This window comes from Sphingomonas sp. Sphisp66 (genome assembly GCF_047324325.1).
GTDB lineage: Bacteria > Pseudomonadota > Alphaproteobacteria > Sphingomonadales > Sphingomonadaceae > Sphingomonas.
The window spans coordinates 2,282,061-2,304,652 of the sequence record NZ_CP168508.1; the positions used below are offsets into that span (position 1 = coordinate 2,282,061).

The 22,592-nt window shown below is 67.5% G+C and carries 20 protein-coding genes; 8 read left to right on the forward strand and 12 right to left on the reverse strand.

The window, feature by feature from the left end; genetic code table 11:
- Window positions 1–44: 44 nt before the first annotated feature.
- Both ACEN8G_RS11055 and ACEN8G_RS11060 read left to right on the forward strand, forming a co-directional pair.
- Window positions 45–869 carry an NPP1 family protein gene (locus ACEN8G_RS11055; RefSeq protein ID WP_413415622.1) on the forward strand — a complete coding sequence of 275 codons (825 nt, stop codon included), beginning with the start codon at window positions 45–47 and terminating at the stop codon, window positions 867–869.
- A gap of 70 nt (window positions 870–939) precedes the next feature.
- A complete protein-coding gene (locus ACEN8G_RS11060) occupies window positions 940–1,398 on the forward strand; it encodes a hypothetical protein (protein ID WP_413415621.1) in 459 nt (152 codons plus the stop codon).
- Between the two features lie 212 nt (window positions 1,399–1,610).
- Here ACEN8G_RS11060 and ACEN8G_RS11065 read toward each other — a convergent pair whose 3' ends face one another.
- Window positions 1,611–1,844, reverse strand: a complete 234-nt coding sequence (locus ACEN8G_RS11065) for a hypothetical protein (RefSeq protein WP_413415620.1) — start codon at window positions 1,842–1,844, stop codon at window positions 1,611–1,613.
- A gap of 84 nt (window positions 1,845–1,928) precedes the next feature.
- On the opposite strand from ACEN8G_RS11065, the gene ACEN8G_RS11070 reads away from it, so the two are divergent.
- Complete coding sequence (locus ACEN8G_RS11070) at window positions 1,929–3,086, forward strand: aminotransferase (protein WP_413415619.1); 1,158 nt, start codon at window positions 1,929–1,931, stop codon at window positions 3,084–3,086.
- A 117-nt stretch (window positions 3,087–3,203) separates the two neighbouring features.
- A complete protein-coding gene (locus ACEN8G_RS11075; RefSeq protein WP_413415618.1) occupies window positions 3,204–3,911 on the forward strand; it encodes a hypothetical protein in 708 nt (235 codons plus the stop codon).
- A gap of 135 nt (window positions 3,912–4,046) precedes the next feature.
- Here ACEN8G_RS11075 and mtnA read toward each other — a convergent pair whose 3' ends face one another.
- From mtnA to ACEN8G_RS11100, 5 genes are all read right to left on the reverse strand, one after another.
- Complete coding sequence (gene mtnA / locus ACEN8G_RS11080; RefSeq protein ID WP_413415616.1) at window positions 4,047–5,093, reverse strand: S-methyl-5-thioribose-1-phosphate isomerase; 1,047 nt, start codon at window positions 5,091–5,093, stop codon at window positions 4,047–4,049.
- Window positions 5,090–5,728 (reverse strand): acireductone synthase, encoded by a 639-nt coding sequence (gene mtnC, locus ACEN8G_RS11085; protein ID WP_413415615.1) that lies wholly within the window; start codon window positions 5,726–5,728, stop codon window positions 5,090–5,092. The genes mtnA and mtnC overlap by 4 nt, the downstream gene beginning before the upstream one ends.
- Window positions 5,729–5,843: 115 nt before the next feature.
- On the reverse strand, window positions 5,844–6,386 hold the full coding sequence (locus tag ACEN8G_RS11090; protein WP_413415614.1) for a 1,2-dihydroxy-3-keto-5-methylthiopentene dioxygenase: 543 nt from the start codon (window positions 6,384–6,386) through the stop codon (window positions 5,844–5,846).
- Window positions 6,383–7,000 (reverse strand): methylthioribulose 1-phosphate dehydratase, encoded by a 618-nt coding sequence (locus ACEN8G_RS11095; RefSeq protein ID WP_413415613.1) that lies wholly within the window; start codon window positions 6,998–7,000, stop codon window positions 6,383–6,385. Before ACEN8G_RS11095 ends, ACEN8G_RS11090 begins: the two co-directional genes overlap by 4 nt.
- Window positions 7,001–7,045: 45 nt before the next feature.
- Complete coding sequence (locus ACEN8G_RS11100) at window positions 7,046–7,762, reverse strand: L,D-transpeptidase family protein (RefSeq protein WP_413415612.1); 717 nt, start codon at window positions 7,760–7,762, stop codon at window positions 7,046–7,048.
- A 262-nt stretch (window positions 7,763–8,024) separates the two neighbouring features.
- On the opposite strand from ACEN8G_RS11100, the gene ACEN8G_RS11105 reads away from it, so the two are divergent.
- The gene (locus ACEN8G_RS11105; RefSeq protein ID WP_413415611.1) at window positions 8,025–8,741 is read left to right on the forward strand and encodes a murein L,D-transpeptidase catalytic domain family protein; all 717 of its coding nucleotides are present in this window, start codon (window positions 8,025–8,027) and stop codon (window positions 8,739–8,741) included.
- A gap of 255 nt (window positions 8,742–8,996) precedes the next feature.
- Here the strand turns inward: ACEN8G_RS11105 and ACEN8G_RS11110 are convergent, their stop codons facing one another.
- Window positions 8,997–10,508, reverse strand: a complete 1,512-nt coding sequence (locus ACEN8G_RS11110; RefSeq protein WP_413415609.1) for a hypothetical protein — start codon at window positions 10,506–10,508, stop codon at window positions 8,997–8,999.
- A gap of 95 nt (window positions 10,509–10,603) precedes the next feature.
- Between ACEN8G_RS11110 and ACEN8G_RS11115 the strand changes: the two genes are divergently transcribed.
- A complete protein-coding gene (locus ACEN8G_RS11115) occupies window positions 10,604–12,655 on the forward strand; it encodes an NAD(+) synthase (RefSeq protein ID WP_413415608.1) in 2,052 nt (683 codons plus the stop codon).
- 135 nt (window positions 12,656–12,790) lie between these two features.
- The gene (locus tag ACEN8G_RS11120) at window positions 12,791–15,010 is read left to right on the forward strand and encodes a beta-glucosidase (RefSeq protein ID WP_413415607.1); all 2,220 of its coding nucleotides are present in this window, start codon (window positions 12,791–12,793) and stop codon (window positions 15,008–15,010) included.
- A gap of 152 nt (window positions 15,011–15,162) precedes the next feature.
- On the opposite strand, the gene ACEN8G_RS11125 is transcribed toward ACEN8G_RS11120, so the two are convergent.
- Window positions 15,163–16,185 (reverse strand): oxidoreductase, encoded by a 1,023-nt coding sequence (locus ACEN8G_RS11125; RefSeq protein WP_413415606.1) that lies wholly within the window; start codon window positions 16,183–16,185, stop codon window positions 15,163–15,165.
- A gap of 47 nt (window positions 16,186–16,232) precedes the next feature.
- Here ACEN8G_RS11125 and ACEN8G_RS11130 point away from each other — a divergent pair, with 47 nt between their 5' ends.
- Window positions 16,233–17,450: a cysteine desulfurase-like protein gene (locus ACEN8G_RS11130; RefSeq protein WP_413415605.1), complete on the forward strand. Its 1,218-nt coding sequence runs from the start codon at window positions 16,233–16,235 to the stop codon at window positions 17,448–17,450.
- 140 nt (window positions 17,451–17,590) lie between these two features.
- Here ACEN8G_RS11130 and ACEN8G_RS11135 read toward each other — a convergent pair whose 3' ends face one another.
- Genes ACEN8G_RS11135 through ACEN8G_RS11150 form a run of 4 tightly spaced genes read right to left on the reverse strand, consistent with a single transcriptional unit; the run spans window position 17,591 to window position 22,563 of the window.
- Window positions 17,591–18,934, reverse strand: a complete 1,344-nt coding sequence (locus tag ACEN8G_RS11135; RefSeq protein ID WP_413415604.1) for a Gfo/Idh/MocA family protein — start codon at window positions 18,932–18,934, stop codon at window positions 17,591–17,593.
- Between the two features lie 26 nt (window positions 18,935–18,960).
- Window positions 18,961–20,106, reverse strand: a complete 1,146-nt coding sequence (locus ACEN8G_RS11140; protein ID WP_413415602.1) for a Gfo/Idh/MocA family protein — start codon at window positions 20,104–20,106, stop codon at window positions 18,961–18,963.
- A 14-nt stretch (window positions 20,107–20,120) separates the two neighbouring features.
- A complete protein-coding gene (locus ACEN8G_RS11145; protein ID WP_413415601.1) occupies window positions 20,121–20,564 on the reverse strand; it encodes a cupin domain-containing protein in 444 nt (147 codons plus the stop codon).
- A gap of 55 nt (window positions 20,565–20,619) precedes the next feature.
- Window positions 20,620–22,563: a glycoside hydrolase family 97 protein gene (locus ACEN8G_RS11150; RefSeq protein WP_413740796.1), complete on the reverse strand. Its 1,944-nt coding sequence runs from the start codon at window positions 22,561–22,563 to the stop codon at window positions 20,620–20,622.
- Window positions 22,564–22,592 lie beyond the last annotated feature (29 nt).

Here is a 22,592-nt window from a genome sequence, read left to right on the forward strand (position 1 = left end):
CACATTGTCTTGCATTGGGAGATTATATGAAGAGCCAAATTCAAATGCTGGCGGTCGCGACCTTCGGGGCGCTCGCGATGCTGTCGCCGCATTCCGCTCAGGCACAGGGCTGGCCGGCGCCGGTCGCGCCGCTACCGGAACTGGCCACCGCGCTCGACAAGCGCTTCCAGCCGGCGATCGACTTCGACACCGACGTCTGCTTCAACGTCCCCGCCGTCAACGCATCGGGCGCGATCAGCGCGGGCGCCTCGACCTACGCCACGCTGCCGCCCGCCTCGTGCCGCAACGGCAACTACCGCACGACGAGCAACGTCTATGTCCGCGCACGCTGCAACAACGGCTATTGCGCCCGCGTCTACAGCTATTTCTGGCAGTCGGACTTCTCGCACGCCTATGACTGGGAATCGGTGATCGTCTGGACCACCGACCAGGGCACCAACAGCAGCGTCGTCGGCGTCACCCGCGGCAACCATGGCGGCTGGGAAACCCGTGCGACCAGCGGCGGCCAGCTGCGCTTCCAGAGCGACTCGACCGGCCAGCATGTGAAGATGGTCTATCACTACGAGACCTGGGGCTTCTCGCACCTGTGGCGCTTCTCGAAGACCGACAATGGCGACGAGCCGCCCGAGAACGGCACCGGCCAGTGGCTGATCCAGCCGCTGATCAGCTGGAACGGCTATCCGTCGGCCAGCGTCCGCAACGCCATCGCCAACTATAATTTCGGCAGCGGCAATTTCGACAACAAGGACTCCCGCTTCTCGGGCGTCCTCGCTGCCACCGTCAACAGCAGCATCACCCCGGGGTTCGATCCGAACACCGACTCGGGCGCGAACTCGCCGGGCTGCCCGGCCGGCTCGACCATCTGCTGACCCTCTCCACCCCGCGCCGCCCCCCACCCCCGGCGGCGCGGGGTGGAACCCCATCGAGGTGCCCATGGGAATGAAGTTGCCGATGCTCGCGCTGGGCGGCGCGGGCCTGCTCGCCCTGGCCGGGCTCTGGTTCGTCCAGGGCAGCGCTGAGGGCGGGAGCAAGCCGCCTGCCGAGGGCGTGGTGATCACCAGCGCGCCGGTGGCGGCAGCGAGCGACGCGCCGGCGCCCGCGGTCATCGTGCCGGCCAATGCACCGGTCATGCCGGACAAGGTGATCGCGCATGTCCGCCAGGCCTATCCGTTGCTCGAGAAGGTGGATTTCAGCTGCGACGCGCGCGGATGCGCCGTCACCGCGACGATCCCGCCGCCGACCGGGGAGGAATTCCTCGCCAGGCGCCAGGAGATGCTGCTTGGCGGGCTGGCCAAGGTGGTCGCGGCGGACGGATATCGGATGCAGGGGCCGGTCCAGATGGACGAGGTGGAGAGCAACCTCTTCCACATCCGCGCATCGGTGGTAGCGGCGCGATAGCGGCCAGGACGGGCGCCCCGGCCAGCGGGACGCCCGTCAGGCACCGATACGGGCGTCGTTCCGGACCGGCACAGGGATGTATGCCGGCGCAACTGTCGGGTTCAGGTCACGCCGGCACTCGAACCCTGTGGCCGGAAGGGCACGAGAGCACGAGCGCGGTGCGACGTAGGAGGTGGATCGAGCGACGAAGATGGTTCGCCGCGGGGAAGCGATTACTTCTTGCCGCCGCGCCAATAGAGCAGGCCCGCGACGATCGCGGCCGAGCCGATGCCGATCGCGGCACCCATGCCGATCTGCTTGGCATCGGGCTTCCAGCGCTTCTTCGCCTCGGCGATGTCCTTCACCGCCTGGAGCGCCTCGCTGCCCTCGTCGTGATGATCGTGCGGGGCCTCCTCGATCGGATAGGGCGACCGGGCTTCCTGCGGCTTGGGCGGGGTCTTGCTCATGATCTTCCTTTATTGATGCAAGCCTGAACGCCGGCCTAATGCGGCGGTTGCACCCCAAGATGCAAGCCGCCACAAGCTTGCTCCATGAACCCGCTCTACGCCCGGATGGGCACCACCATCTTCGAAGCCATGTCCGCCCGCGCCCGCGAGACCGGGGCGATCAACCTGGGCCAGGGCTTTGCCGACGGGCGCGGACCCGAGGCGGTGCTGCAGGCGGCGGCGAAGGCGATGCTGGAGAAATCGAACCAGTATCCGCCGATGATCGGCCTGCCCGAGCTGCGCGGTGCCGTTGCCGACCACTACGCACGCCACCAGGCGCTCAACCTCGCCGCCGAGGAAGTGGTGGTCACATCGGGCGCCACCGAGGCGCTGGCCGCGGCGATCTTCGCCTGTGTCAGCCCCGGCGACGAAGTGATCTGCTTCCAGCCGCTCTACGACGCCTATGTGCCGCTGATCCGCCAGGCGGGCGGCGTGCCCAGGTTCGTGCGGCTGAGCCCGCCCGAATGGAAGATCGACAAGGCGGCGCTCGAAGCGGCGGTCTCCAGCAAGACCCGGGTGCTGCTGCTCAACAACCCGCTCAACCCCGCCGCGACGATGTGCGGCGCGGACGAGCTGGCGATGCTGGCGGACTTCTGCGTCAGCCATGACCTGATCGCGATCTGCGACGAGGTCTGGGAGCATGTCACCTTCGACGGCGCGCGCCATTTGCCGCTGATCGGCTTCCCCGGCATGCGCGAGCGCACGGTGAAGATCGGATCGGCCGGCAAGATCTTCGCGCTGACCGGCTTCAAGGTCGGCTGGATCTGCGCCGCCCCTGCCCTCGCCCGGGTGATCTCCAAGGCCCACCAGTTCCTCACCTTCACCACTCCGCCCAATCTGCAATGGGCCGTGGCCGAGGGCCTCGCGACGCAGGACGCCTGGGTGCAGGAAGCACGCCACCGCTTCCAGCATGGCCGCGACCGGCTGAAGGCCGGGCTCGAAGGCGCGGGCTTCACGGTGCTGCCGAGCGCGGCGACCTATTTCCTCTCGGTAGACCTCACCGCATCGGACATCAGCCTCGACGATGTCAGCTTCGCCAACAAATTGATCGACGAGGCGGGCGTCGCCTCGATCCCGGTCTCGGCCTTCTATGCCGAGGACGCGGTGACCAACGTGCTGCGCTTCTGCTTCGTCAAGGAGGACGCGACGCTCGATGCCGCAATCACTCGAATCGCCGAAGCGCGCGATCGGCTCGCCGGCTGATCCGACGACTCGGGCGCGCGGCATTTCACCGACGTAAAAGTCCGCTTCACCGCGCAAGGCGCAACTCGGCTCGTTTCCGGCACGTTCGCCGGCCGCGGGACAAACTGGAGTTGTACCATGCGTAACATGAAGCTGCTGATGCGCGGCGCCGCCGTGGCCGCGCTGCTCGCCGCGACGCCGTCGCTTGCCCAGAGCCGTATCGACCGTGCACGCACTGCCATCGCAGAGGCCACCGCCAAGGTGGAAGCGGCGCAGACTGCGGGCGCGGAAACCTATGCCACCGAATCGATGGCCAAGGCGCAGGAGGCGCTGCGCGTCGCCAAGGACCAGATGGCGCGCGACCATCGCGATTCGACGATCAACGAGGCGCGCCGCGCCTCGGGCCTGGCCGACCAGGCGCTTGCCGAAGCCGAGCGCAACAAGGGCGATGCGATCGCCGCCGAGCGTGACGCGCGCCGCGACGCGCAGGCCGCAGCGGCCAATGCCTCGGCCAGTGCCGCGGCCGAGGCCAGCCAGCGCGAGGCCGCGCAGGATGCGGCGGTGACCGCGCAGAGCGATGCGGCGGCAGCCAATGCCCGCGCGGACGCGGCGGCCCAGGCTGCCCAGTCGGCGGCGGCGGATGCGGCCGCAGCGCGTGCGGCGGCGGCCCAGCCGGTCGCGACCACGATCGAGACCACCACGACCCAGCCGGCGCGCACCTATTCCTCGGCGCGCACCACCACGCGCAAGGTCGTGAAGAAGCCGGTGCGCAAGACCACCACGACGGTCACCCGCCCGGCGGCATCGACCACCACCACGACGACGGTGAAGACCGAGCCGCGCTGAGCGGCGAACCCTGGCCAATACTGTTCCCCGGCGAAGGCCGGGGCCCGGTATCGGCGCATTTCGAGAGGGGCCGGCACCTCACTGTCGGCATTGCAACTGGGCCCCGGCCTTCGCCGGGGAACAGGCACATGAACCTCAGATCCGGTCCAGCACCCCGCGCTCGGTGATGTAGCCCGTCACCAGGCGTGCGGGCGTCACGTCGAATGCTGGATTGGCGGCGGGGGAATCGGTTACCCGGACAGTGCCGATTTCCCCGCTTGCCAGCGGCCCGGTCAGCCGGGTCAGTTCCTCGGCGCTGCGCTCCTCGATGGGGATGTCGGCACCGCTTTCGGTGTTGGGATCGAAGGTCGTGTAGGGCAGCGCGACATAGAAGGGCACGTCGTTGTCGTGCGCCGCGAGCGCCTTCAGGTACGTACCGATCTTGTTGCAGACATCGCCGTTGCGGGTGACGCGATCGGTGCCGACCACCACTGCGTCCACCTGCCCCTTCATCATCAGCAGGCCGCCGGCATTGTCGGCGATCACCGTGTGCGGCACGCCGTGGTTGCGCAGCTCGAACGCAGTGAGCAGCGCGCCCTGGTTGCGCGGGCGGGTCTCGTCGACCCAGACATGGACGGGGATGCCCGCATCATGCGCGAGGTAGATCGGCGCGGTGGCGGTGCCGTAATCGACCGTCGCGAGCCAGCCGGCATTGCAGTGGGTCAGGATGTTGAGCGGCCGGTCCGGGTTCTTCGCGTGCAGTGCCTTGAACAGCTCCAGCCCATGCTCGCCGATCGCGCGGCAGAGCCCGGCATCCTCGTCGCAGATCGCATCGGCACGGGCGAAGGCGGCCTCGGCGCGCTCCGCTTCGGGCAGGTCCTTCACCGCGGCCCGGACCTCGTCGAGCGCCCAGCGCAGGTTGATCGCGGTCGGGCGCGTCTCGTGGAGCTTGTCATAGGCCGCCTGGAGGCTGGCATCGCCCGGATCGACCGCCAGCGCCATCGCATAGCCATAGGCGGCGGTGGCGCCGATCATCGGGGCGCCGCGCGTCCACATCTCGCGGATCGCCACCGCCGCGGCATCGACGTCGCGCAGCTCTACCCAACGAATCTCCCAGGGCAGCTGGCGCTGGTCGAGGATGACCGCGCCCTTGCCGTCTTCGGTGCGGCGGATCGAGCGCGTGGGCTTGCCTTCGAGGATCATGGGAGGACTTCCGCGAGAGTATGGACATCGGCCGGGCCGCCGGCGCGATCGATCAGCAGCGCCTGGAGCCCTACTTCGCGCGCGGCATCGACTTCGGCCGGCATGTCCGAGACGAAAAGCAGCCCGGACGGCGCGAGGCCGAGCGCATCGGCGATCCTGGTGTAGGAATCTGCCTCGCGCTTGGGGCCGGTGGTGGTGTCGAAATAGTTGCTGAGCAGCGGCGTCAGGTCGCCGGCGATCGAATGGCCGAAGATCAGCTTCTGGGCGGCGATCGATCCCGAGGAATAGATGTTCACCTGGAGCCCCGCCTCGGTCCAGCGGCGCAGCGCCTCCGGCGTGTCGGGATAGACATGGCCCTTCAATTCGCCATCGGCATAGCCCTGCGCCCAGATCAGGCCCTGGAGGGTCTTGAGCGGGGTCGCCTTGCGGTCCTCGTCGATCCACTGGATCAGCGTGGCGACCGGATCCTCGCCCGGCACCTCGGCCAGGATCGGCGCGGCGGCTTCCGGGTTCGCCTCGACGAAAGCCGCGAGATGCTTGCGGGCATAAGGGAAAAGCTCGTCGGCGACGAAGCTGATGCTGCTCGTCGTGCCTTCGATGTCGAGGAGGATGGCTTTGGGAGGGGTGTGGGTCATTCAACTCTCGGCGCCCTACCCCTTTCGTCATCCCCGCGAAGGCGGGGATCCAGGGTGGCAGAGCGATGTCCTTCGTGACTCTGGATCCCCGCCTTCGCGGGGATGACGGGTTGGGTTAGGCAGGCTCGTGCCGTGGAAACCGGTCCGCGATGGTGTCGCCGGTGAAGTTGGCGATCCAGCCGTCGGCGTTGGTGAACAGGCGGATAGCGGTGAACCTGGGAGAGGGTCCCATGTCGAACCAGTGGCGGGTACCGGCGGGGACCGAAATCAGGTCGCCCTCCTCGCACAGCACGGCATAGATCTTCTCGCCCTCGCGCAGGGTGAACAGCCCCTCGCCTTCGACGAAGAAGCGGACCTCGTCCTCAGAATGGCGGTGCTCGGAGAGGAACTTGGTGCGCAGGTTCGCCTTTTCGGGGTGGTCGGGGACCATGCGGATCACATCGACCGACTGATAGCCATTCTCGGCCTTCAGGCGCTCGACCTCGGGCGCAAAGGCCTCGAGCACCTCGTCCTGCCCGGCATCGCTGGCGAGCGGGCGCGAGGGCCATTGCTCGAAGCGCACGCCGATCGGCTGGAGCGCGGCGGCGATCTCGGCCGCGTCGCGGGTGTCGGCGAGCGGAGCGCCGCCCGCTTCGTCGAAGATGCGGAGATGGGTCATCGTTTCCACGCCCTTTCGGCCAGTTCGGCGGCGATCAGCCATTCGGTGCCCTCGAGCACGCGCTCGGCTTCGGCCAGGTCCTTGCCCCAGGCATAGAGCCCGTGGCTGCGGATAAGATAGGCCGGCGCGGCGTTCGGCGCCAGCAAGGCGGGACGGATCGCCTCCTCGATCACCGCCATGTCCTGGCTGTTGTCGACGATCGGCAGGCGGATCTCGGCCTCGTGCGTGGTGTTGCCCGGGAAGACCTTGAGCATCTCGTGCCCGGCAAACACCCATTCGCTGGCGTCGGCTGCGGCGCGGCTCATGCCCACGGCCTCGGGCGAATGGCCGTGCAGGACGGCACCTACGTTCGGGAAAAGCCGGTAGATCGACAAATGCAGGTCGGTCTCGGCCGAAGGCTTGCCCGGGGTGAGCGGTGTCCCTTCGAGATCGACGCGCATGATGCCCGCGGGAGTCAGCCGCCCCTTGTGCCAGCCGGACACGGTGACGGCGATGCTGCCATCGTCGAGGCGGACGGAATAGTTGCCGGCGGTGGCAGGGGCCCAGCCGCGCGCATCGAGCCGGCGGCCGACCTCGACCAGGGCGTGGGCGGCATCTTCGAAGGACATCGTCATGGAATCGCGCTTAGCCGATCCAAAGCGTCGCGCGCATTACAGAATTTATTTCGAGCCGCGACGCGGCAGCGGCTGGACGATCTCGCGGGTCGGCCCGGTCGTCCAGCTCGCCGGCTGGATCCGCAGGCGCGGGGCGGTGCCCGGCATGGTGACCATGTTGAACGCCTCGCCGCCCAGGTTGCGCGCATCGGCCATCAGCAGCGGCGTCGGCGGCACCGCGCGCACGGGATCGAGCACCGGCTCGTCGGTGACCATCACATCGCCGCCGAGCTCGGTCAGCGCATAGAGCTGCTTGGCAAAGGCCGCGGGGAAGCGGATGCAGCCGTGCGAGGCGGGATAGCCCGGCAGCCGGCCGGCATGGAGCGCGATCCCGTCCCAGGTCAGCCGCTGCATGAACGGCATCGGTGCGTTCGAATAGAGATTCGAGCGGTGGAAGACCTTCTTCTGGAGGATGGTGAAGGCGCCCACCGGCGTCTCGTGCCCGTCCGATCCGGTCGACACGGTGCTGGCGCCGACCAGATGGCCGCCGCGATAGACATAGGCGCGCTGGTCCGGGATGCTGACCACGATCGAGACCGGATCCCAGTCGTTCGTGCTCGCCTTGATCAGCTGGGGCTCCTCATACCAGGCCCATTGCCCATTGCGCAGCGACGAGGGCGCCACCTGCATCGTGTCCGATGCGGCGACCTGCGCGGTTGCGGGAATGGCGGGAAGGATCGTGGCACTGGCCAGGAGAAAAACGGCAAGGACGCCGGAACGCATCAAACAGCTCTCCGAATCCGCGAGCCGGGACGGCTCAGGGCGATTCCTTAACGAAATTAACCTAATTTCGTGCCGCTGCCGAATCGGACATATTTCGGGTGCGCAAATCGCTGGCAATGTTCCGGATTTCGGCGGGCCTTCGGCGAACCGGGCATGCGTTGCGGCGAGTCGCGCAACTTGGGACGGATGTTAAGCGCCGCGCTTACCATCTGTCTGATATAGATTCCCCCAAGGGGTAAAGCAGCGGGTTCTTTGGATAGTGATGGATAGCCTCGATACGATTCAGACGCGTCGCGCCTTGCTGAAGGCTGCGATGGTGATGGCGAGTGGCGCGGTGGTTTCTGCCTGCGCCTCGCGTACGATCAGCACCGCGATGGCACCGGCGCCGATGCCGGTCCCCGCTCCTGTTCCCGCGATTCCCAAGGCGCCCGAACTGGCTGCCGCGCCCAAGGTGCCCGGCGTCCCCAACGGCATCCGGCCCGAGCTGTTCAAGAAGGCGCTGGCGGCGCTCAACCGCCATTCGATGCGCATCCCGTCGCACGACCGGATCGCGATCGCCGACTTCGCCACCTCGTCGAACAACCAGCGCTTCCACGTCGTCAACCTCGGCACCGGCCAGGTCGAGCGCTTCCTCGTCGCGCACGGCATCGGCTCGGATCCGAACCATAGCGGCATGCTCCAGCGCTTCTCGAACGAAGTGAATTCGGAAGCGACCTGCGAAGGCGCGTTCCTGACTGCCGACTATTATGTCGGCAAGCATGGCGACTCGCAGCGCCTGCTCGGGCTCGATCCGACCAACAACAACGCGCTCGACCGCGCGATCGTGGTCCACTCGGCCTGGTATGCGAACGAGGACATGATCGCCCGGCACGGCAAGCTCGGCCGCAGCCAGGGCTGCTTTGCGGTGGGTGAGAACCAGCTGGCCAAGCTGTTCGAGCGCCTCGGCCCGGGCCGGATGATCTACGCCGCCAAGGTCTGAGCGCATCCCCCGGGACGATCCTGTCCCGGTTGCGATGTAGGATTTCGCATGTTTCGCTGGAGCGGTCGGGACCCGAGTCCCGGCCGCTCTTTGCTTTGTAGGAAAGATAGGATCGGCCCGGCGCAAGGATATTGCGAGATGCGCGGCGATACCGGGAAATCAGGGAAAATAGGCCGCCCCAAAACCCGCTCTCGGGCTGTACTTCGTGTACTTTGGCGAGTCGCCGCCGCTCTCGATGTTGGATGACGATCCCGCCTAGTTCTTCGGCAGCCCCGGCCCCGGCCCGGTCCCGCACGGGAAGGGCGGCGCCCAGCAGGGATAGCCGAAGGTCAGCTTCGTCGCGTAGCGCGCGATCGGCTTTTGCGGCCAGCTGCCCGGCAGCACCACGTCCTCCTGCCCGCTGGCCTTGGGCCAGGTCGCCATACCGGGCGGCGTTACGCCATACCAGCGCGCGTCGCCCTCGAACGGGCGCTTGAAGGCGATCGCGGTCACCCGGTCGCCGATCGGCAGCTGGTGGTAATCCGCCGGGCTGCGCTGGGCGCCCTTCGCATCGACGATCGTCGAGCGGGCGAAATAGATGTCCTGCCAGCGTATGTCAGGCGCGACGAAGGTAAGCGCCTTGGCCGGCTCCTGCGGCTCGGCGGGGCGCGGCACGATGCGGAAGCTGGCGAGCAGCACCAGCGCCGCGACGACCACCAGCCCGCGCAGGTCGCGCCAGGTGACCAGCAGCCAGGTGAACAGCGCCGCCATCGGGAACAGCCACTTGAAGTAGTGCGCGTTGAAGAAGCGCCACATGCCGCTGGGCACCAGATCGACATAGGCCAGCATCATCGTGGTGTAGATCAGCGCGACCAGCGCCATGCAGAGCGTCAGCCAGCGCGCCGGCCCCTGCAGGCGCATCACGCCGAGGATCAGCCCGGCCACACCGGTGAGCAGCCAGGGCAGCTCGCGCAGCAACCCGGTCTCGCCCGGGAACCAGGGCGAGGGATCGACGAGCAGAATGCTCGCCTTCCAGCCGAGGTCGGCAAAGGCGAAGCCGTAGTCGCCCGACAGCACGGTATAGTCGGTCAGGCGCGCGCCATAGATGGCGAGATAGAGCAAGGCATAGGGCGCTAGCGCGGCCCCTGCCCCGCCCAGGCCCTTGAACAGGTCACCCCAGCGCTTCTCGATCAGCACCGGGCGCCAGAGCGCGAAGCCGCCGATCACCGCGCTCACCACCACGTCCGCCGGACGGACCAGCGCGATCGCCATCAGCAGCGCGCCGAGCAGCCAGGGTCGGCGGCGCTGGCCGAACATCATGTCGGCGGCCTCGGCAAAGGCCAGCCAGATGAAGGCGGCCGACATGGTCGTCGTCCAGGGCTCGAGCCAGAATTTGGAGATGCGCAGGTCCCCGATCGTCGCCGCCAGGAAGAGCAGGCCCGCGGCAAGGCTCCCCACCCCGAAGCGCGCGCAGACGCGGTAGAAGCCCCAGAAGGCGCCCGCATAGCACAGCAGGTTGATCGGCACGAACGGCGTCGGCGCCCAGGCAAAGGGAGCGCCGGCGAGTGGGTAGAGCAGCGGATACCAATGCTGGTCGGGGTTCAGGTCGAAATGCAGGAATGCCTTGGCCGACTTCAGATACTGGCCCTGATCGTGCCAGCCGCGCCACCACGGCCCGGCCGGTGCGAAGAACTTCAGGTTGATCTTGAAGATCGTGTACGCGACGAAAACGGCCATGACCGTGCGCACCGGATGCGCGTCGAACTGGCGGCGGATCCAGTGGAGCATGACGTGCGGGTAAAGCCTGCGCGGGGTTGGCACAAGGCGAGCCGAGCGACTAGGGGATGCAACAGATCGAAACATGTCGCTGCAAGACGGAGACGATGGCCCAATCCCACCCCTTTTATTCGATCCACCGCCAAGGCATGATCCGCGCGGGCGTCTGCACTCCGGCGATGACGGTTGGCGATCCGGTGCGCAATGCCGAGGCGGCGATCGCGCTGGCCCGGCAGGGCGACGCGATGGGCGCCGACCTGCTCGTCTATCCCGAGCTCAGCATCACTTCCTACGCGATCGACGACCTGCACCTGCAGGACACGATATGCGAGGCGACCGAGGCGGGCATCGCGGCGATCGTCGCGGCCAGCGCCGAGCTGAAGCCCGTCCTGCTGGTCGGCGCGGCGCTGCGGCGCAGCGGGCGACTGTACAATACCGCGGTGGCGATCTCGCGCGGCCGCATCCTGGGCGTGGTACCCAAGAGCTATCTGCCCAATTACCGCGAATATTATGAGAAGCGCTGGTTCGCGCTCGGCGCAGGGCTGGCCGGGCTGGAGATCGAGGTGGCGGGGCAGACCGTGCCCTTCGGCACCGACCTGATCTTCGCCGCCGAGGAGCTGCCCGACTTCGTCTTCCACGCCGAGATCTGCGAGGACTACTGGGCACCCCTGCCCCCCTCGACCGAGGGCGGACTGGCCGGCGCGCTGGTGCTGTGCAACCTCTCCGCCTCGAACATCGTGGTGGGCAAGGCGCGCGAGCGGGCGATGCTGTGCGCGGCGCAATCGGCGCGCGCCGTGGCCGCCTATGTCTATTCCGCCTCCGGACCCGGCGAGAGCACTACCGATCTCGCCTGGGATGGCCAGGGCATGATCCACGAACTGGGCGAATGCCTCGCCACTACCGAGCGATTCGAACTGACCACCGAAGTGGTGTGCGCCGACATCGATCTCGAGCGGTTGCGGCTCGAGCGGATGCGGATGGGCACGTTCAACGACTGCGCCGCCGCCAATGGCGATCCCGAGACGCGCTTCCGCCGGGTTACCTTCCAGCACCGGCCCGACTATGCCGACAAGGGCCTGCTTCGGAAGCTGCGCCGCTTCCCCTTCGTGCCCAATACCCCGTCCAAGCTGGAAGAGGATTGCTACGAAGCGTTCAACATCCAGGTGGAGGGACTGCGCAAGCGGCTCGAGTCCACCGGCGCCAAACATATCGTCATCGGCGTCTCGGGCGGCCTGGACTCTACCCATGCCCTGATCGTCGCCGCCAGGGCGATGGACCGGCTCGGCCGACCGCGCACCGACATCCTGGGCTTCACCATGCCCGGCTTCGCGACCAGCGAGGGCACCAAGTCGAACGCCTGGGCGCTGATGGACGCGCTGGGGGTGACCGGCGCCGAGATCGACATCCGCCCTGCCGCACGGACGATGCTCGAGGGGATCGACCACCCCTTCGCCAGGGGCGAGCCGGTCTATGACGTGACTTTCGAGAACGTCCAGGCGGGCCTGCGCACCGATTACCTGTTCCGCCTCGCCAACCAGCGCCAGGGCTTCGTGCTCGGCACCGGCGACCTGAGCGAGCTGGCGCTCGGCTGGTGCACGTACGGCGTCGGCGACCATATGAGCCACTACGGCATCAATGCCGGCGTGCCCAAGACGCTGATCCAGTATCTGATCCGCTGGACCGTGCAGACCGGCCAGTTCACCGGCAAGGCGGCGAGCGTGCTGACCAGCATCCTCGACACCGAGATCTCGCCCGAGCTGGTGCCCGCCGATGCCGACGGCAAGATGCAGAGCACGCAGGACCGGATCGGGCCGTACGAGCTGCACGACTTCTTCCTCCACTATACGATCCGGCATGGCCTCAGGCCCTCGAAGATCGCCTTCCTCGCCTGGCATGCCTGGAAGGACGCCACCGCCGGGCAATGGCCGATCGGCTTCCCCGAGGATGCGCGCCACCAGTACGACCTGACGACGATCGCGAAATGGCTGGAGGAATTCCTGTTCCGCTTCTTCCAGACCAGCCAGTTCAAGCGCTCGGCGCTGCCCAACGGGCCGAAGGTCTCGGCCGGCGGCGCAGTGAGCCCGCGCGGCGACTGGCGCGCGCCCTCGGACGGCGTGGCGCGGCCGTGGATCGAGGAGCTGAAGGCGAACTTGCCTTAAACTCCTCGTCATCCCCGCCTTCGCGGGGATGACGGTGTAGTCGGTGTTCTACGACCATCTCGGTGATAGCGTTACCAAGGCTTGACCTGTATACCCTTCCCGACAACGCTGACAAAAATCGCGGGAGAGGGAATCATGAAGCTGCGCCGCCACGCCCTTGCGGATTCGATCATCGCATTGGGCATCGCGCTCGCCGCCGCGGCACCGGCCACCGCGCAGGAGCAGCCACGCCCCTGGATGGACGCCAAGCTCTCCGCCGATGCGCGGGTGAAGGCGGTCCTCGCCCAGATGACCGAGGACGAGAAGCTCGTCCTGGTCTTCGGTTATTTCGGCACCGATTTCGCGCCCAAGAACGGCTACAAGGCACCCGCCGAGGCGCGGCCGGGCTCGGCCGGCTATATTCCCGGCATCCCGCGGCTGGGCATCCCGGCGCAGTGGCAGACCGATGCCGGCGTCGGCGTCGCCACCCAGGGCGGTGCCCCCAGGAAGCGCGGCCGTACCGCCCTGCCCTCCGGCCTCGCCACCACGGCGAGCTGGGATGTCGACCTCGCCCATGCCGGCGGCGCGATGATCGGCAACGAGGCGCGCGCCTCTGGCTTCAACGTGATGCTCGCCGGCGGCGTCAACCTGATGCGCGAGCCGCGCAACGGGCGGAACTTCGAATATGGCGGCGAGGATCCGCTGCTCGCCGGCACGATGGTGGGCGCGCAGATCGCCGGTATCCAGTCGAACCACATCATCTCGACCGTGAAGCATTACGCGATCAACGATCAGGAGACCGACCGCGACACCGGCAACTCGATCATCGATCCGGTGGCGGCGCGGATGAGCGACCTGCTCGCCTTCCAGTTCGCGATCGAGCGGGGCGATCCCGGTTCGGTGATGTGCAGCTACAACCGGGTGAACGGCACCCATGCCTGCGAGAATGGCTGGCTGCTCAACGACGTGCTGCGCCGCGACTGGGGGTACAAGGGCTATGTGATGTCGGACTGGGGCGCGACCCATTCGACCGCGCCGGCGGCCAATGCCGGGCTCGACCAGGATTCGGGCTTCCCGTTCGACAAGGAACCCTATTTCGGCGCGCCGCTTAAGGATGCGGTGACGAAGGGCGCGGTCTCGAAGGAGCGGCTCGACGCGATGGCGGGCGCGATCCTGCATGCGATGTTCGACAACGGCCTGTTCGACCAGCCGGTGATCGAAGCGCCGATGGACCTCTCGCCCGAGCTGCTGGCGGCCAGCGCCGAAGTGACGCGCAAGGATGCCGAAGGCGGCGCGGTGCTGCTGCAGAACAAGGGCGCGATCCTGCCGCTCTCGCCCGACGTGAAGAAGATCGTCGTGATCGGCGGGCGCGCCGACAAGGGCGTGCTGGCGGGCAGCGGCTCGTCGCTGGTCTATCCGGTGGCGGGCAATGCGGTCCCCGGGCTCAAGCCGACGACCTGGCCGGGGCCGGTGATGTATTATCCCGATGCGCCGCTCGCCGCGATCAAGGCGCAGGCGCCGAACGCGGAAGTGGTGTTCGTCGATGGCGGCAATGCGGGCAGCGCGGCCAGGGCGGCGAAGGACGCGAACGTGGCGATCGTGTTCGGCACGCAATGGGCCGGCGAGGCGTTCGACGTGGCGCTCAGCCTCGACGACGACCAGGACAAGCTGATCGCCGCGGTCGCCAAGGCCAATCCGAAGACGGTGGTGGTGCTCGAGACGGGCGGCCCGGTGCTGACGCCGTGGCGCGGCCAGGTCGCCGGCATCCTCGCAGCCTGGTATCCGGGTACCCAGGGCGGCAGCGCGATCGCCAACCTGCTGTTCGGCAAGGTGAATCCCTCCGGCCACCTGCCCGCGACCTTCCCGGCCAGCCTCGACCAGCTCGCCAAGCCCTCGACCCCGAACAAGGGCGACACCACCTACAGCGAAGGCGCGACCGTCGGGTACAAATGGTACGACGCGCGCAAGCTGACCCCGGCTTTCCCGTTCGGCCACGGCCTGAGCTATACCAGCTTCGCCTATTCGGACCTGAAGGCGCAGGCTGCGGACGGCACGATCACGGCGAGCTTCACGATCCGCAACACCGGCAAGCTGCAGGGCAAGGACGTGCCTCAGCTCTATGTATCCGGCGCGGGCTGGGAAGCGCCGAAGCGGCTGGGCGGCTTCGCCAAGGTCGAGCTGGCGCCGGGCGAGGCGAAGACGGTGACGCTGAAGGTCGATCCGCGCCTGCTCGCGACGTTCGACGGGGCGAGCAACAGCTGGAAGGTCGCTAGCGGCACGGTGCAGGTGCTGCTGGGGACCTCGGCGACGGATATCGTCGCGACGGTGCCGGTTGCGGTGCAGGCGCGGACGATCGCGGTGGGGTGGCGGCCGTAACCGGAGGCGGCATTCGAAGTAAGTCGTCGTCCCCGCCACAACTCGTCATCCCGGCGAAAGCCGGGATCTCGTGCGGCTCCTTCCCTGCGCCTTCGCCTGAGATCCCGACTTTCGTCGGGATGACGGATTGAGGCCGGGATGACGGTTCGGGGCTAGAGGCTGAGCCGCCGCCCTTCTCGCGCACTCTGCCGCGCCAGCTCCGCGATGCGCAGGCCGAGCACCGCGTCCTCGCCCGTCACCGGCGCGAGGGCTCCCGTGGCAATCGCCTTCGCGATGCCCGCATAGAAGCCGCGATAGTCGCCGGTCTCGGTCGGCACGGTCTCGCTGCTGCCATCGGCGCGGGTAAGCGTGCCGTGGAACTGCGGTTCCTCGTCGCCGACGCCGGGATCGGTGTAGCGCGCACCGTCCTTCACGCGCGGCTCCTGCGGGTCGAGGCCGTGCTTGGCGAAGTCCGCCAGGGTGCCGTGCAGCCAGAAGCGCGGGCGCGGGGTGACGAACAGCCGGCCGGCGGAGAGCGTGACCCGGCGCTCGCCATAGAAGAGCGTGATCTCGAAATAATCGTCGGTGCGCCCACCTTCGCGCTGCACGGCGATGTCGGCATAGAGCGCCTCCGGCGTGCCGAACAGCTGCAGCGCCTGGTCGATCAGGTGCGGGCCGAGATCGGCGAGGATGCCGGCGCCCGCATCGGGGTCTTCCTTCCACGCCTGGGCGAGCGCGGGGCGGAACCGGTCCCAGCGCAGCTCGGCGAGCATGATCTCGCCCAGCGTCCCCGCCTCCACCAGCTTGCGCACGGTGAGGAAATCGCCGTCCCAGCGGCGATTGTGGAAGGCGCTGACCAGCCTGCCCTTCTCCTTCGCCAGCGCGATCAGGCCCTCGCCGTCGGGAACATTGGTGGCGAAGGGCTTGTCGATCACGACATGCTTGCCCGCCTCCAGCGCGCGGCGCGCCAGGGGCACATGCGTGTCGTTGGGGGTAGTGACCACGACCAGCTCGATCGAGGGATCGGCGAGCAGTGCGTCGGGCGTGACCACCGCGACATCGGGGTAGCGCGCATGGACGTCCGCCGCACGCGAGGTGGCGATGGCGGCCAGCTCCAGCTCAGGAACCGCATCGACCAGCGGCGCGTGAAAGGCGAGACCGCCCAGCCCATAGCCGATCACTCCGGTGCGGATCATGACGTCCTCCTCTTTTGCGGTTGCCGCGCTCGCTCTATGCCAGCGCAATGGACTTTCCAATCGAAGCCGTGCGCGCGCAATTCCCGGCACTCCGCTCCGGCCACGTCTATTTCGACGCGCCCGGCGGCACCCAGATCTGCGAAAGCGCGATCGCGCGCATGGTGCTGCACCTGCGCGACGGCACGGCCAATTCGGGCGGCGCCTTCGTCACCTCGATTGAGACCGATGCGATCAGCGATCAGGCGCACGCCGCGATGGCCGAGCTGCTCGGCGGCAGGCCGGACGAAATCGCCTTCGGCCCGAACATGACCTCGCTCACCTTCGCCTTGTCCCGCGCGCTGGCGCGGGAATGGGCCGAGGGCGACGAACTGATCTGCACCCGGCTCGATCATGACGCCAATGTCTCGCCCTGGCTCCAGGCGGCGCGCGACAAGGGGATGACGGTGCGCTGGCTCGATTTCGATCCCGAGACCGGCCGCTGGAAGCTCGAGGAGCTGAAAGCGCTGCTCCAGCCGCGGACCCGGCTGGTGGCGCTTGGCATGGCAAGCAACGCGCTCGGCACGATCAACCCGGTGGCCGAGGCGGTGAAGATCGTCCGTGCGCATTCCGACGCGCTGGTGTTTGTCGATGCGGTGCAATCGGTGCCGCACATCGTCACCGACGTCGAAGCGCTGGGCGCCGACTTCCTCGCCTGCTCGCCCTACAAGTTCTTCGGCCCGCACCAGGGCGTGCTCTGGGCCCGCGCCGAGACGGTCGAGCGCGTCGAGGCCTATCGGGTCCGCCCGGCGGGCAATCACGGGGCGCATCGCTTCGAGACGGGAACGCCGTCGTTCGAGGGCCAGGCGGCGGTGCTCGGCACGATCGAATATCTCGATTGGCTCGGGGCGCAGCTCGATCCGCAGGCCGATGGCAGGCGCGGCAGGCTGGTCGCGGCGATGCAGGGCTGTGTCCGCTACGAGGAGCATCTCGGTGAGCGGTTGCTTGCCGGGCTGGCGAGCATCCCCGGCCTGAAGCTCTGGGGCCCGCCTACGATGGAAGGCCGGGTGCCGACCTTCTCGTTCACGATACAGGGGCATCATCCGGACGATATCGCCGCGCATCTTGCGGAAAACGGCATCTTCGCCTGGTCGGGCAGCTTCTACGCGGTGGAGGTTACCGCGCGGCTCGGGCTCGATGCGGCAGGCGGGCTGCTGCGGGTTGGTCTGTGCCATTACAATAGCGCCGAGGAAGTGGATCGGCTGATCGGGGCACTCAAGGAATTATAACCGTCATCCCGGAGAAAGCCGGGATCTCGTGCGGCTCTTTCCCCGCGCCTTCGCCTGAGATTCCGGCTTTCGCCGGGATGACGAAGCGGGAAGACAAAGCGTGACCCCGGCCCGAAGGCCGGGATCACGGGAGGGGGCTCTCAGATCGCGTATTTCGCCCGCTGCGGACGGCTGAGCATCGCATTGGCGGCATCGTCGCCGATGAACTTCTCGGCCTTGGGATCCCATTTGAGGCGGCGGCCGGTCTTCATCGCGATGTGGTGGAGCAGGCAGGTCGAGCAGGCGCGGTGGCCGATCTCCGCCGGCGCGCTGACCGGTACCCCCTTCAGGATCGCGTCGAGCCAGTTCCGGTGCTGCTCGGGCGCCTTGTAGAGCTGGACTTCGTTCGGGCCGATCACGCTGGCGAGGATCTTCGGATCGCTGGCGGTGAGCGGCACCTCGGCGGGCTTGGAAGGGTCGGACGAGGAGACCGCGCCGGTGCGCTGGACGAACACCCAGCCCTTGTCGCCGATGAACTTCACGCCGTTGGGCAGCGCGCCCGAGATCGTCATGGTCACGCCATTGGCATAGCGGGCATGCGTCTCGAACGGGCCGTGCACGTCCCACAGGCCGGACTTGGGAAACTCCGCGCTGCCCCAGATCTCGACCGGGCCCGAATGCTCCATGTCCATACCCCAATGGGCGATGTCGACATGATGCGCGCCCCAGCCGGTGATCATCCCGGCGCCGAACTGCTCCATGCGCAGCCAGCCGGGGCGGTCCTCGAAGCTGTTCTGCGGGTGGACGCGGATCTCGGTGTAATAGGCCTCCGGCGTCGTGCCGAGCCAGGCGTCATAATTGAGGTTGGGCGGGATCGGCATCTGCGGCGCCTCGGGGCCCGAAGGATCGCCGGGCAGGCCGATCTCGACATGCTTGAGCTTGCCGATCCGGCCGTTGCGGACCAGCTCGCAGGCGCGGTGGAATTGCGGCCATGGGTCCTGCCCACGCTGCTGCGAGCCGATCTGGAGAATCCTGCCCGACTTCGCGACTTCGTCGGCCATGCGACGCCCTTCGGCGATGGTCAGCGAGGCGGGCTTCTGCAGGTAGACATGCTTGCCCGCCTGCACCGCATGCACGGCGAGCGGGGCGTGCTGGTGATCGGGCGTTGAGACCAGCACCGCATCGATATCCTTCGCCGCGAGCAGCTCGCGATAATCGGTATAGCCGCGCGTGCCCGAATAGGGTTTGCCGGTGCTGGCGGCATAGCGGTCGTCGACCAGCTGCATGCCGGCACCGAGCCGCTTGGTATCGACGTCGCACACTGCGACGATCTGGGCGTCGGCGTGCTTGTGGATCTCCTTCATGTCGTGGACGCGGCTGATCCGCCCCACCCCGATCGCGCCGATCGCCACGCGATTGGAGGGAGCGTTCTGGCCGAACACGCTGGACGGCACGATCATCGGCGCCGCAATGGCACCCAAAGTCTGGCGTCTGGAAAGCCGCATGCCCCTCTCCTCTTCTGTGCTGTGGTTCAGGCCGTGACCGGCCTCGTCGCGCTCTTCTGTGCGGTGAGCACCAGTTCGGCGGCGAGCAGGGCCTGTTCCTGGTCCTGCGCCACGCTGCTCCGCTCGACGACATCGGCGATGAATTGCGGGCCGAAGGGCAGATGCACCTTCGAGCAATCGATATAGCGGACGCCCTGCTTGTCGCAGATCAGCAGGTGGTTGCCGCCGGGGCGTCCCGCGATGTCGACATATTTGCGGAGTTCGATGTACCCCTCGGTCCCAAGGATGAAGAGCCGGCCATCGCCCCAGGTCGGCAACCCGTCGGGCGTGAACCAGTCGACCCGGACATAGCCGGTGCCGCCATCGCCAGTCAGCATCATGTCGCCGAAATCCTCGAAGTCCGGCTTGTCCGGCCATTTCAGATTGCCGGTCTGCGCGGCGACGACATGCGCGGTCTTCGAGCCGGTATAGAACAGGAACTGATCGGCCTGGTGGCTGCCGATGTCGGTGAGAATGCCGCCATAGCGGGCCTTGTCCCAGAACCAGTCCGGACGGCCCGCGCCGACACGGTGCGGGGCGAGATTGACCGTCTGGATCACCTTGCCGATCCGGCCCTGCTGCACGAGCTCGCCGGCATGGACCGCGGCCCGCACCTCGAGCCGCTCGGAATACATGATCGCGAACTTGCGCTTGGTCTCGGCGACCGCCTTGCGGACCTCGGCGAGCTGCTCGAGCGAAGTGATCGCCGGCTTGTCGCCAAGATAGTCCTTGCCGGCACGCATCGCCCGGACGCCCAGCAGCGCACGCAGGTCGGGGATCGGCGCGCCGACGATCAGCTTGATCGACTTGTCGCCAAGGATCTCGTCCTCGCTCCGCGCGAGCTTCACGGCGTTGCCATAGCGCTTGCGGAAGGTGTCGACCTGCTTGGGATCGGCCGCGTAGAAGCTCTTCAGCACGCCACCGCCGCGAATCATCGCGTCGGTCATTGAATAGATGTGCGCGTGATCGAGCCCGATCACGCCGAAATCCACCTTGTGGGTCACGCCCGGCTCCGGCCCGACAGGCGCGGCATTTTCCGAGGGTGCGTTGCCCGAGCTTTGCGACTGGGCGAGGACTTCGGGGGGCAGCATCGCGGCAATGCCGGCAATGCCGAGGATCGATCGGCGGTCCATCTCGTGCTCTCCTGTCACTTGGCCGGCGTGGCGGCGGTCTTCCAGTTGATCACGTGATAGGTCGCCGGCGTGTCGCCCACATTGCGCTGCGCATGCGGCGAATTGGAAGCGTTGAAGATCACCGAGCCCGGACCGAGCCGTTCCCATTTGCCGCCCGACAGCGTCTCGACGGTGCCGCGATCGATGATCACCAGCTCCTCGTTCGGATGGGTGTGCGGCGGGTGCGAGGCGAGGCCCGGATTGAGCGTGGTGACGTGCATCTCCAGTTCGGACAGCGTCGCGGTAGGCTGGCGGACGAGGTCGCGGATCTCGCCGACATCGGTCTTCTTCACCGCCAGCTTGTTCCAGTCCCACACCGCCGGGCCGAGCACCTCGTGCTGCTGGGCCAGCGCACTGGCGCCCCAGCCGCACAAGATCGCGACCGCGGCAATGCCGACGTCCCTTTGCGTGATCCGCATCACCCTCTCCTCTTTCGGAAGAGGCTAACATCAATTGTATGAGTTTTAAAACCCCCTATTTGTCGAATATCGCCGCGGCCCCGCCATCGGCGGCGAGGTCGAGCGTCAGCGTCTCGCCATCGGCGACCCGCTTCTCGGTGACGATAGGCGTGTCGGGCCTGGCGCCATCGGTCCACAACCGCATCGCCGCGCCGCGCTTGCCGAGGAAATCGAGCGGCACGGTCACCCTGCGCGCGGTCTCGCTGTTCATCGCGCCGAGATACCAGCGGCTGCCCTTGCGGCGGGCGAGGACGATGTACTCGCCGGTCTCGCCGGCGAGATACCGCGTCTCGTCCCAGCTCGACGGCACCGCCTTGATGAAGTCGAACCCGGCAGGGCTCGCGGCATAGGTGTCCGGACTGTCGGACACCGCGCCGATCGGCGAGAGGAAGACGACATACATCGCCAGCCCATGCGCGCGGCTGGTCTGGACGAAGGGAAGATCGCCGCGGATACGGAACTCGGCCGGCGTCACGTTGCGGAAGCCGCCAGGGGTGTAATCCATCGGGCCGATCAGCCCGCGGGTGAAGGCGAGCATGACATTGTGCCGCGAGGTCGCCCGCTTGCTCCACTTGTTGTACTCGGCGCCCATCACGCCTTCCTGGGTCATGAAGTTCGGCCAGGTGCGGGCGAGCCCGCGCGGCGGGAAGGCGCCGTGGAAATCGACCATCAGGTGATGGCGCGCAGCGGCACCGAGCGTGCGGGTGTACCAGTTGACCATCCACTGGTCGTCGCGGTCCATGAAATCGATCTTGATGCCGGCGATGCCGAGCTTCTCGTAGAGCGTCAGCGCATCCTCCAGCTGCTCGTCGAGCGCCTGCCAATGCATCCACACCCAGAGCCGCACCTTCTTCGACCGGGCATAGTCGGCGACTTCCTGGAGGTTGAGCGTGTCGGCCCATTTGGTGATGTCGACGCCAGGACGGCGCACCCCGCCCCCGCCGGCGCCGGCATACCAGCCCTCGTCGATCATCGAATATGGCAGGCCATTGGCAGCGGCGAAGTCGATCAGCGCCTTGGCGACCGCAGTGGTGCTGCGCTGGCCGGGAAGCGCCGCGATCGAGGGGCCGCTCCACCAGTCCCAGCTGGTCAGGCCCGGCTTGATCCAGCTGGTGTCCTCGATCCGGCTCGGGCTGGATAGGTTGGTGACCAGGGTGCTCTCGTTCAGCTTGCCGAGCTGGTCGGCGAGCATCACCACGCGCCACGGCGTGACGATCGGACTGCCGATGCGCGTGTGCACCGCGATCCGGTAATCGTCGAGCGAGGGCGAGAGCTTGAGCTGCAGCCCCGGCCCGCCATCGCCGCGGCCGGTCAGGTACATGCCGGCAAAGTCGAGCAGATCCGCCTCGGTGATCGCGAATGCGGCCTTGCCGGTCTCGCAGGCGAAAGGGAGATCGAAGAGATTGTGGTCACGCACATGCGACAGGTCGACCGCATCGAACTCGCCCTCATGGCTCGAGCCGAACTTGCCGACATTGAAGCCCCAGCATTTGTAGGTAGGCGGGAAATAGAAGCCGGTGCGCTCGTAGCGGATGATCGCCGCGGCGGTCTGCGGCTGAACGGGCACGACGGTGCGGAACGCCACCCCGTCGTCATAGGCGCGCACCACGATGTCGAGCTTGCGCTTCGCCCCGCCCCTTTCCTGGAAATGGACGGTGAGCTGGTTGTAATGGTCCCGCCCTTCCGCGGCGGTGCCCGCGACGATCGGGTAGCGCGTATCGGCGACGGCGGTCTCCGAACCGGTGATCGCGAGATTGTAGCCGAGCGTATCGGTGTCGAGATCGAGCAGGATCGGCGACGGCGCGATCACCAGGTTGCCGCCGCGCGAGACGGCATAGGTCGGCGTGCCCGAGCCGTTCAGCTGGATCGCTATGCGGTTGCTGCCATCGGGCGAGGCGGCGGTGAGAAGCTGTTGCGCGGAAGCGTGGGTGATCGAGAACAGAACCGCAAGCGCGAGCAGAACTCCCCTCCCTGCAAGGGAGGGGTTGG

Bases quoted from the DNA above. Each gene is read 5' to 3' on its own strand.
- ACEN8G_RS11055 (WP_413415622.1), top strand. From the start codon at position 45: ATGCTGGCGGTCGCGACCTTCGGGGCGCTCGCGATGCTGTCGCCGCAT.
- ACEN8G_RS11060 (WP_413415621.1), top strand. From the start codon at position 940: ATGAAGTTGCCGATGCTCGCGCTGGGCGGCGCGGGCCTGCTCGCCCTG.
- ACEN8G_RS11065 (WP_413415620.1), bottom strand. From the start codon at position 1,844: ATGAGCAAGACCCCGCCCAAGCCGCAGGAAGCCCGGTCGCCCTATCCG.
- ACEN8G_RS11070 (WP_413415619.1), top strand. From the start codon at position 1,929: ATGAACCCGCTCTACGCCCGGATGGGCACCACCATCTTCGAAGCCATG.
- ACEN8G_RS11075 (WP_413415618.1), top strand. From the start codon at position 3,204: ATGCGTAACATGAAGCTGCTGATGCGCGGCGCCGCCGTGGCCGCGCTG.
- mtnA (WP_413415616.1), bottom strand. From the start codon at position 5,093: ATGATCCTCGAAGGCAAGCCCACGCGCTCGATCCGCCGCACCGAAGAC.
- mtnC (WP_413415615.1), bottom strand. From the start codon at position 5,728: ATGACCCACACCCCTCCCAAAGCCATCCTCCTCGACATCGAAGGCACG.
- ACEN8G_RS11090 (WP_413415614.1), bottom strand. From the start codon at position 6,386: ATGACCCATCTCCGCATCTTCGACGAAGCGGGCGGCGCTCCGCTCGCC.
- ACEN8G_RS11095 (WP_413415613.1), bottom strand. From the start codon at position 7,000: ATGACGATGTCCTTCGAAGATGCCGCCCACGCCCTGGTCGAGGTCGGC.
- ACEN8G_RS11100 (WP_413415612.1), bottom strand. From the start codon at position 7,762: ATGCGTTCCGGCGTCCTTGCCGTTTTTCTCCTGGCCAGTGCCACGATC.
- ACEN8G_RS11105 (WP_413415611.1), top strand. From the start codon at position 8,025: ATGGATAGCCTCGATACGATTCAGACGCGTCGCGCCTTGCTGAAGGCT.
- ACEN8G_RS11110 (WP_413415609.1), bottom strand. From the start codon at position 10,508: ATGCTCCACTGGATCCGCCGCCAGTTCGACGCGCATCCGGTGCGCACG.
- ACEN8G_RS11115 (WP_413415608.1), top strand. From the start codon at position 10,604: ATGGCCCAATCCCACCCCTTTTATTCGATCCACCGCCAAGGCATGATC.
- ACEN8G_RS11120 (WP_413415607.1), top strand. From the start codon at position 12,791: ATGAAGCTGCGCCGCCACGCCCTTGCGGATTCGATCATCGCATTGGGC.
- ACEN8G_RS11125 (WP_413415606.1), bottom strand. From the start codon at position 16,185: ATGATCCGCACCGGAGTGATCGGCTATGGGCTGGGCGGTCTCGCCTTT.
- ACEN8G_RS11130 (WP_413415605.1), top strand. From the start codon at position 16,233: ATGGACTTTCCAATCGAAGCCGTGCGCGCGCAATTCCCGGCACTCCGC.
- ACEN8G_RS11135 (WP_413415604.1), bottom strand. From the start codon at position 18,934: ATGCGGCTTTCCAGACGCCAGACTTTGGGTGCCATTGCGGCGCCGATG.
- ACEN8G_RS11140 (WP_413415602.1), bottom strand. From the start codon at position 20,106: ATGGACCGCCGATCGATCCTCGGCATTGCCGGCATTGCCGCGATGCTG.
- ACEN8G_RS11145 (WP_413415601.1), bottom strand. From the start codon at position 20,564: ATGCGGATCACGCAAAGGGACGTCGGCATTGCCGCGGTCGCGATCTTG.